An 8248-nucleotide genomic window follows, 5' to 3' on the forward strand; every position below is an offset into this window, starting at 1 on the left:
CCCTTTTCAGTGCCTCTAGGGTTGAGTAAGGTGGAAGCGATCGCTGTGGCAACTCTATCGTCCTATTTGTTTGGGTCTTTTTTCTCCTTTTTATCTTGGGGATCTTTTTTAGGTTTTTTAGCTTCTTTATTACTTTTTCTTTCTTTGGACATTAGCGTTCTCCAACTAGGTTAATCAGTCAAAACTTCTACATTCTGCCGTCAAAAATTAAGGCAAAAAATAAAGTATCAGACACGAATGCTACTAACTACTATGATAGGGTGTTGTTTCATTTTCTTCTTAACGTTGATTAAATGCAACACAAAACGTAGTCCTGAGCGTTATTATAACAACAGCAAATCAGTGTAATATCTACGATATTGCGCTGATTTTAAACTGACATTTTTTTAAATCTTTACCAGTTACCTTTTTTAGGCTTTTTTGCTTATTAAACTCGCGTTTCTAAAACTTCCTTAAATCAAAATTTGGCAGTATCTCGCCTTTACTAGAGAAGTCTTTCCATCCCCATCTCAAAATAAAAATGTAGTGTATTCAATTAAGAAACACCATACTTTTTCATGTGGAAAAAATTACATTTTGCTAAATACTGACTATTTATTTACATCGGACAAGAAAATTTACCATCATCCAAAAGACTGAGATTTTAACTTATAATTATACACTAAATTAAGTTTAAAAAGTGTGTAAGCGATTCGTTGATTTTAAGGTGTTTAATATAGTTATTAGCGAAAGTCTAGTAGAAGCAAAAATATGAAAGGTTTCAGGAAGCTATCTTCAATAGCAATGTTGCTATTTGCCTTTGTGTATCCGCCCTCATTAGCTGAAGCGAAGGATATTTCTCTGAGTCATGCTCTTAGTGAACAAAGCGCTGTGCCACAGGCAACCCCAGTTGTAGATAAAACCGGAGAGCTTTTAATAGCTCAACGGCGATTTAAACGATATCAGAATATCCAACGACGGCAACGGTTTGGACGATATCAGAATATCCAACGACGGCAGCGCTTTGGACGATATCAGAATATCCAACGACGGCAACGGTTTGGACGATATCAGAATATCCAACGACGGCAGCGCTTTGGACGGTATCAGAATATCCAACGACGGCAACGCTTTAGACGATACCAGAATATCCGACGGTATTGACGACTGCTGATGTAACTAATCAATGGTTAGTGGTTATTGCTCGTTCTACTAACCACTAACCACTAAATTATGAAGTTCTAATGACTTGCTACTACCTCTCCTTCAAGGCGAACCAGTCGGTCTGCCAAAAGTTTCTCAAGGTCTTCTAGCGCCTTGGTGAAACCTTTAATGCCTTCGTCTAGTTTGTCAGTTGCCATGCGGTCAGCTGCGTGCAATTTGTCATAACTAGCTTTGTCAATGGATATCTTTTCAATTTCCAAATTGGCTGCCTTGGCTGGGTCAAGTTTGCGTGGCAACTCTTCAACAGTTGCCTGTAATTCAGCCAAAAGTGAGGGCGAAATGGTTAGCAAATCACTACCCGCAAGTTCAGTAATTTCGCCAATGTTGCGGAAGCTAGCTCCCATAACTTCGGTTTTATAGCCGAATTTCTTGTAGTAGTTGTAAATTTTGGTGACAGACAAAACTCCTGGGTCTTCGGCGGCTGGGTAGCTATCGCGTCCGGTATCTTTTTTGTGCCAGTCAAGAATCCGACCGACGAAGGGAGAAATTAGAGTAACGCCAGCTTCTGCACAGGCGATCGCTTGGTGAATACCAAACAACAGTGTAAGGTTACAGTGAATACCTTCTTTCTCCAGAACTTCCGCAGCGCGAATGCCTTCCCAGGTGGCAGCAATTTTAATCAAAATGCGATCGCGGTCAACCCCTGCGGCTTTATACTGGGCAATTAGTTCCCGTGCCTGAGTCAGGGTAGCTTCAGTATCGTAGGATAAACGAGCATCCACTTCTGTAGACACGCGACCGGGAATAATTTGCAAAATCTTTAGTCCAAAGGCAACTGCCAAACGCTTAAAAGCTAGAGAAACTATCTCTGCTTCGGTGGCTCCGGCTCCAGCATCTTTTTTTGCTTGGAGTAAAGTATGATCAACAATTCCCTGATATCCTGCCATTTGCGCCGCCGCAGTAATCAGAGAAGGATTGGTGGTGGCGTCTTGGGGTTTAAACTTTTCAATTGCCTGAATATCGCCTGTATCTGCGACTACAACAGTCATTTCGCGCAATTGTTCCAGTAAATTCTTAGACATAGAATACTCCGTGATGTTTGTTTAGGATTTACTTAAAGAGTGCTGACTTAAAGAGTGCTGAGTCAAGAGTGCTGTTAGCGGTAGCGGGGCGTTCAGCCCGTGCTGAGTTAATTAATTCTTCTCCCTAATCCCCAGTTCCTAGTCTCCACTCCCCAGCTTCTTCAATTCTGATTCTGGCAATTTTTCTGAATCATTGCTTAATCCTGCTTGCTATCTTGAGCCACAGCCCTATTCTAGATGTGTTATGCCGAAATTGGCTGTCCAATGGAATGCACTTTGATTAAACTAGTTGTTCCCGATTTACCAATTGGAATGCCAGAGGTAATCACTACTTTATCTCCCTGATTCGCTAGACCTATTTCTACAACTGTGTTCACTACATTGGTAAACATCTCTTCGGCATTGTAAACTGGTGGGATCAGCAAAGGTTCTACACCCCAAGAAAGCGCTAGTTGGCGGTAAGCGGTAGCGTCAGGAGTTAGGGCAATAATGGGAGAAGTTGGCCGGTATTTAGACACCATTCTCGCCGTACTCCCGGAAGTTGTGTTACATAAAATTGCCCGTGCGCCGGTTTCATAAGCAATGCGACACACTGATTCTGCCACAGATTCGGTGACGCTGAGACTGCCTGCTTTATGACACCAGGAATGTCTGCTACCTTCATCCAAGGCTTGTTCTGTCCGCACGGCGATGTTGTGCATTATCTGAACGGCGGCGATGGGATATTGTCCCACAGCTGTTTCACCAGAGAGCATTACCGCATCAGTACCATCCAAGATGGAGTTAGCAACATCCGTTGCTTCAGCGCGGGTGGGGTCGGGGGCGCTAATCATCGACTCTAGCATTTGCGTGGCTGTAATCACCGGCTTACCAGCATGATTGCAACGGCGAATAATATCTTTTTGAATCATCGGCACTTCATGAATTGGCACTTCCACGCCCAAATCGCCACGGGCAATCATAATTCCGTCGGCAACCTTCAAAATGGAGTCAAATTGCTCTACTGCTTCTGCTCTTTCGATTTTGGCAATTAAGCGAATGGAAGCACCAGCTGCTTCAATCATTCGCTTGGCGGGTTCTAAGTCTTGTGGCGATCGCACAAAGGACACCGCTACCCAGTCTACACCCAACTGAATCCCAAAGCGCAAATCTAGCAAGTCTTTTTCGGTGATGGAACTGACAGGTAAAGGAGTTTGTGGTAGGTTTACTCCCTTGTGCGTAGAAATTAACCCGCCAATTGTCACCTGTGCCCGAATGCGATCGGCATCGCGATCGGTGACAATTAACTTGACGCGACCATCATTAATCAAAATCGGTTCGCCTGGTCGCACCATTGCAAACAAAGTCGGCAATGGTAGGGGTATTTCGTCAATACTCTCACCCTTTTCTTGCAAAACAAAGGTGACTTGACTACCAGCTTCCAGATTTAACCCTTCCGGTGGTAAAGTTCCCAAACGAATCTTCGGGCCACACAAGTCTTGCATAATTGCGATCGGCTTTTGCTGCTCAGTACTAATCTGTCTGAGATAGTGAGCTGTTTGGGCGTGAAATTCATAAGCCCCGTGGGAGAAATTCAGCCGCGCCACATTCATTCCAGCTTCTACTAAGGCTTGTAGCTTTTCAGGTGCAGATGTAGCCGGCCCAACAGTACAAATAATTTTGGTTCGACGCATAGGGATTATGAGGTGAAGAGTCAATACGATTCGGTTAAGGAGGAAAGGGAAAAGGGAAAAGGTTTTGAATACATTAGACCTCTTGCATAAATAATTTTTTGTCTCACGCAAAGGCGCAAAGGCGCAAAGAAGAAAGCGAAAAGAAGGACTTTTGCAAGAGGTCTATTTACTCTTTACCCCTTAAGCTTTCCCCAGACTATAAACAAAGTGAAGAGTGCTTATCCAAACTGTATTGGGCGTAGACCATCGTAGACATCGCGCAAAGCATTCAAATTCACACGTGTTTTATATCACTGCTTTGCTAAAAAAGTTACTTTATTTAGTCTGATTTTCAGGATATTTACCATCTCAAATCCCAAAAATCTCTAGTCAAGAGTTAAAAGTCAGAAGTCAGCATTCAAAAACTAATGACTAATAACCAATGACCAATGACTAATAACCAATGACCAATGACTAATGACCAATGACCAATGACCAATGACCAATGACCAATGACCAATGACTAATGACTAATCAAACCACACTAACTGTTGCTGCAAGTTTTTCCTTTTGTGACATAGACAACATCAAGTCAATCACGCGATTCGAGTAGCCCCACTCGTTGTCATACCAGGCAATTACCTTGAAGAAGTTGGAGTTTAACTCAATGCCAGCACCTGCATCGAAGATACTGGAATGAGCATCACCTTGAAAATCTGTAGAAACAACTTCTTCGTCGGTGTAGCCCAAGATACCCGCTAGTGAACCGGCGGCGGCCTCCTTCATGGCAGCACAGATTTCTTGATAACTGGTGGCTTTGGCAGTTTTGAAAGTTAAATCAACTACAGAGACATCGGGAGTCGGAACTCGGAATGCCATACCAGTTAACTTCCCCTTCAATTCTGGTAAAACCAGGGCTACGGCTTTAGCTGCGCCTGTGGAGGAGGGAATAATATTCTGGCTTGCACCCCGACCACCCCGCCAGTCTTTTTTGCTGGGGCCGTCCACAGTTTGCTGGGTGGCAGTCATGGCGTGAACTGTGGTCATCAACCCTTCAGTTAACCCAAAGTTGTCATTGATGACCTTAGCTATGGGAGCTAGACAATTTGTGGTGCAGCTAGCATTGGAGACAATTATATCCTTGCTGGGGTCAAATAGGTGATGATTAACACCCATTACCAGGGTAGAAACTGTATCTGGATCTTTGGTGGGAGCAGAAATTACCACTCGCTTTGCACCTGCCTGGAGGTGGTTTGCTGCTCCTTCATAGCCTGTGAAGAGTCCGGTTGATTCGACGACATAATCTGCACCTAATTGTCCCCAAGGCAATTCTGCCGGATTTCTCACGGACACGCAAGGAATGAAATGTCCATCAACGAGGATACCATCATCCTTGGCTTCAATTTTGATCTTTAATTTACCGTGGGTTGAATCATACTTTAATAGGTAAGCAAGGTTATCTGGTGGTACTAGGTCGTTAATGCCCACAAACTCAATGTTGGGGTTCTCGATGCCAGCGCGAAGTACAAGTCGCCCGATTCGACCGAAGCCATTGATAGCAACCTTCAATTTAGTCAAGATTAAACCTCCCGTTGGGGAAAGTTGAATAAAAAGAGAAAGTTAAAAGTCAAAATAGATTGCCTTTTAGTCTTTACTTTCTGATCCTGACAGTCTCAGTCAGTTAAAGCATATTTACTTGGCATCTTTTAAGGTTTGGGCATTGGGCATTGGGCATTTATTTGCTTCGTTCCCAGTCAGAGACTGGGAATGCCTACTTTGGGGCTGCCGCCTTCCTGACTCGCGGCAGCAGCGCAATGATGTGCATTTCCAGCCAGAGGCTGGAAACGAGGTTAATCGCTCAGTCCCTAAGCTACTTTTCCAGACTCCAGCCCAGGGCTACCGCTACTTGATCAGCTAATTCTAAAGGATTGAATGGTTTAGCGATCGCACTGATCATTCCCATCTCGGCATAGCGCCGGCGATCGGAAGCCTGGATTTTGGCAGTTAACAAAATTACCGGAATCGCTTTGGTTACTGGATTCCCTTGTAACTTTTCAAAGGTAGCGATCCCATCCATAGCTGGCATCATCACATCCAGTAGAATCGCATCTGGTTGATAAGCCTCGGCTTTAATTATCCCTTCTTGACCAGAACTTGCTGTCTCAACTTCCCAGCCTGCGACTGTTTCCAAGCAAATTTTGGCAACTTCTTGAATGTACTGCTCGTTATCAACCACTAGAATTCGCTTTGTTGTCATCACCGCTATCCTTTTGTTGGTTGTTGATGATTGGTTTATAGCCACTACACATGGGAATTTTGGGAAGTCTCAATCAACGGGAGAGTAACGTAAAAGGTGCTACCCCTGCCTAACACACTTTCAGCCCAGATGCGTCCGCCGTGCTGTTGGATAATGCTCTTACAAATTGCCAAACCCAAACCAGTACCATCGTGGTTGCGTGAATCAGAAGAGTCAACTTGTTGAAAACGCTCAAAGATACTCTCAAGTTTATCAGTCGGAATGCCGCGGCCGTTATCTTTGACTGTCAATACAATTTCATCCCCTTGTTGTTGCGCTCCTAAGCAAACGGTAGACTCAGCAGACGAAAATTTAATGGCGTTACTCAGCAGGTTAGTCAGGGTTTGGACAATGCGATCGGAATCTGCTAATATTTCACCGGATTGGCTGCAAATGGATAGCGTCACTCTGGCTTTGTTGGCAAGAGGCTGCATAACATTTACTGCTTGAGTGATCAGGTCAACGATATTGCAGATTTCTGGTTCCATTTTCGTCTTCCCTGACTCGATTCGCTCGATGTCGAGGATGTCGTTAATTAAGCGTACTAAGCGTTCTGTGCTATCAGTGGCAATTTGCAGCAGACGTTTTCCCTGTTCTGAGTCTGTCGGTAGCAAACTACTGGCCAGCATTCCTAAAGAACCATGAATCGAAGTTAAAGGTGTGCGGAGTTCATGACTGACAACAGAGATAAATTCATCTTTCATGCGTTCGATTTGCTTGCGCTCCGTCACATCTCGCAAGATAACCGTATAAAATATTTCTTCATCCATGTCGATTTTAGAGATGGAAAGCTCTGCTGAAAATTCAGTGCCATCTTTGCGGCGACCATATATTTCCCGCCGTTTTCCCATGCGACTGGCAAGATTGGAAGATTGCCCAAAATCAACTATATGCTGAGAATGCACGTCGCAAAAACGCTGTGGCAAAAGTAAGTCAAGGTCTTGTCCAATCACTTCCTGGGCAGAGTAGCCAAAAATCTTTTCTGCTCCCTGATTAAACAAGGTAATGATTTGGAAGCCGTTGATGGAAATAATCGCATCATCAGCAATATCTAAAATCCTGGCAAATCGGGCTTGAGATAACTGTACTTCTTCCTGTGTCTGCTGGCGCTCATCAAGTTGTGACTGCAACTGTCGATTTAAGGTAACTAACTCGGCTGTCCGCTCTGCTACTCTCAATTCCAGTTCGTTGAGTGAATTGGGGGATGAGGAAGATGAGGTAGTATTTTCTTTCCTTGCTCCCCTGCTCCCCTGCGCCAGGCGTTGCCGCAACCTTATTCGTTCTAAGCGATTGACGAGCCGGGTTACTAGTTCTGGGCCGACAATGGGCTTGCTAACAAAGTCGTCAGCCCCAACGCTAAACACCTGATTTACCATCTCGGCATCGCTATGCACTGTGAGGAATAGAATGGGTAACTCACTCCAGCGCGAATGGTTGCGTACCATTTGGCAAAGTTCAATACCCTTTGTAAAAGGTAATTCTACATCCAGGATCAGCAAATCTGGCGCAACTGCTTCCAAGGTTTGCCAGAACTGACGCGGATCTTCAAGTGCGATCGCTTTGAGTCCCCAAGGACTAAGTAAGGTTTGTAAGAATGCTTGAATTTGGGGATCATCGTCCACAACCAATATTTTAGTTTCTGTATCAGGGTCATTTTGTAGCGGTTGCGTCACCGTTTCTAATACCTGTGCGGTTGGCAGTGCAGATATTGCTGCTGCGTCGTTTCCTTCAATTTCCTGACGCAATAACTTTACCCAATTTTCGAGGTTGGTGATCTCAGATTTACTCAAGGTTTGAGCAGAACTCAGTAGCGGCTCGATATTGCGTGCCAATTTTGAGCCAACAGGTAAGCCAAAAGTGCCTAAAGACCCTGCCAAGGTATGCGCTTCTTTGGCTGCAAGCGATCGCAATTCGGGATTTAAAGTATTTTGCTTTAAAGCTGCGATCGCTTGCTCCAGTACCCTTACCTGCTCGTCCACCCGCCCTTGAAATCGTTGCCAAATTTCCGCAACTGCTATTAATGTCTGCTGCTGTGGTTTAATATCTGGGACTGGGGACTTTACATAATCTAATTC

General features: G+C 44.4%; 6 protein-coding genes. 1 reads left to right on the forward strand and 5 read right to left on the reverse strand.

The genetic code is table 11. The features are described 5' to 3' along the window. Nucleotides 1-750 precede the first annotated feature (750 nt). A complete protein-coding gene (locus F8S12_RS29625) occupies nucleotides 751-1143 on the forward strand; it encodes a hypothetical protein (RefSeq protein ID WP_196519837.1) in 393 nt (130 codons plus the stop codon). A gap of 77 nt (nucleotides 1144-1220) precedes the next feature. On the opposite strand, the gene F8S12_RS29630 is transcribed toward F8S12_RS29625, so the two are convergent. The 5 genes from F8S12_RS29630 to F8S12_RS29650 all read right to left on the reverse strand — a co-directional run. Beyond that, nucleotides 1221-2225: a transaldolase gene (locus tag F8S12_RS29630; RefSeq protein WP_196519838.1), complete on the reverse strand. Its 1005-nt coding sequence runs from the start codon at nucleotides 2223-2225 to the stop codon at nucleotides 1221-1223. A gap of 242 nt (nucleotides 2226-2467) precedes the next feature. Next, on the reverse strand, nucleotides 2468-3898 hold the full coding sequence (pyk, locus tag F8S12_RS29635) for a pyruvate kinase (RefSeq protein WP_196519839.1): 1431 nt from the start codon (nucleotides 3896-3898) through the stop codon (nucleotides 2468-2470). Between the two features lie 513 nt (nucleotides 3899-4411). Then, nucleotides 4412-5455, reverse strand: coding sequence for a type I glyceraldehyde-3-phosphate dehydrogenase (gene gap, locus F8S12_RS29640; protein WP_196519840.1), 1044 nt, complete (start codon nucleotides 5453-5455; stop codon nucleotides 4412-4414). Between the two features lie 292 nt (nucleotides 5456-5747). Then, nucleotides 5748-6134, reverse strand: a complete 387-nt coding sequence (locus F8S12_RS29645; protein ID WP_196519841.1) for a response regulator — start codon at nucleotides 6132-6134, stop codon at nucleotides 5748-5750. Between the two features lie 44 nt (nucleotides 6135-6178). Then, a partial coding sequence (locus F8S12_RS29650; protein WP_196519842.1) for an ATP-binding protein occupies nucleotides 6179-8248 on the reverse strand: 2070 nt, incomplete at its 5' end.

This window comes from Nostoc sp. WHI, from assembly GCF_015714725.1.
Lineage (GTDB): Bacteria > Cyanobacteriota > Cyanobacteriia > Cyanobacteriales > Nostocaceae > Nostoc.

Bases quoted from the DNA above. Each gene is read 5' to 3' on its own strand.
- F8S12_RS29645 (WP_196519841.1), bottom strand. From the start codon at position 6,134: ATGACAACAAAGCGAATTCTAGTGGTTGATAACGAGCAGTACATTCAA.
- F8S12_RS29630 (WP_196519838.1), bottom strand. From the start codon at position 2,225: ATGTCTAAGAATTTACTGGAACAATTGCGCGAAATGACTGTTGTAGTC.
- pyk (WP_196519839.1), bottom strand. From the start codon at position 3,898: ATGCGTCGAACCAAAATTATTTGTACTGTTGGGCCGGCTACATCTGCA.
- F8S12_RS29625 (WP_196519837.1), top strand. From the start codon at position 751: ATGAAAGGTTTCAGGAAGCTATCTTCAATAGCAATGTTGCTATTTGCC.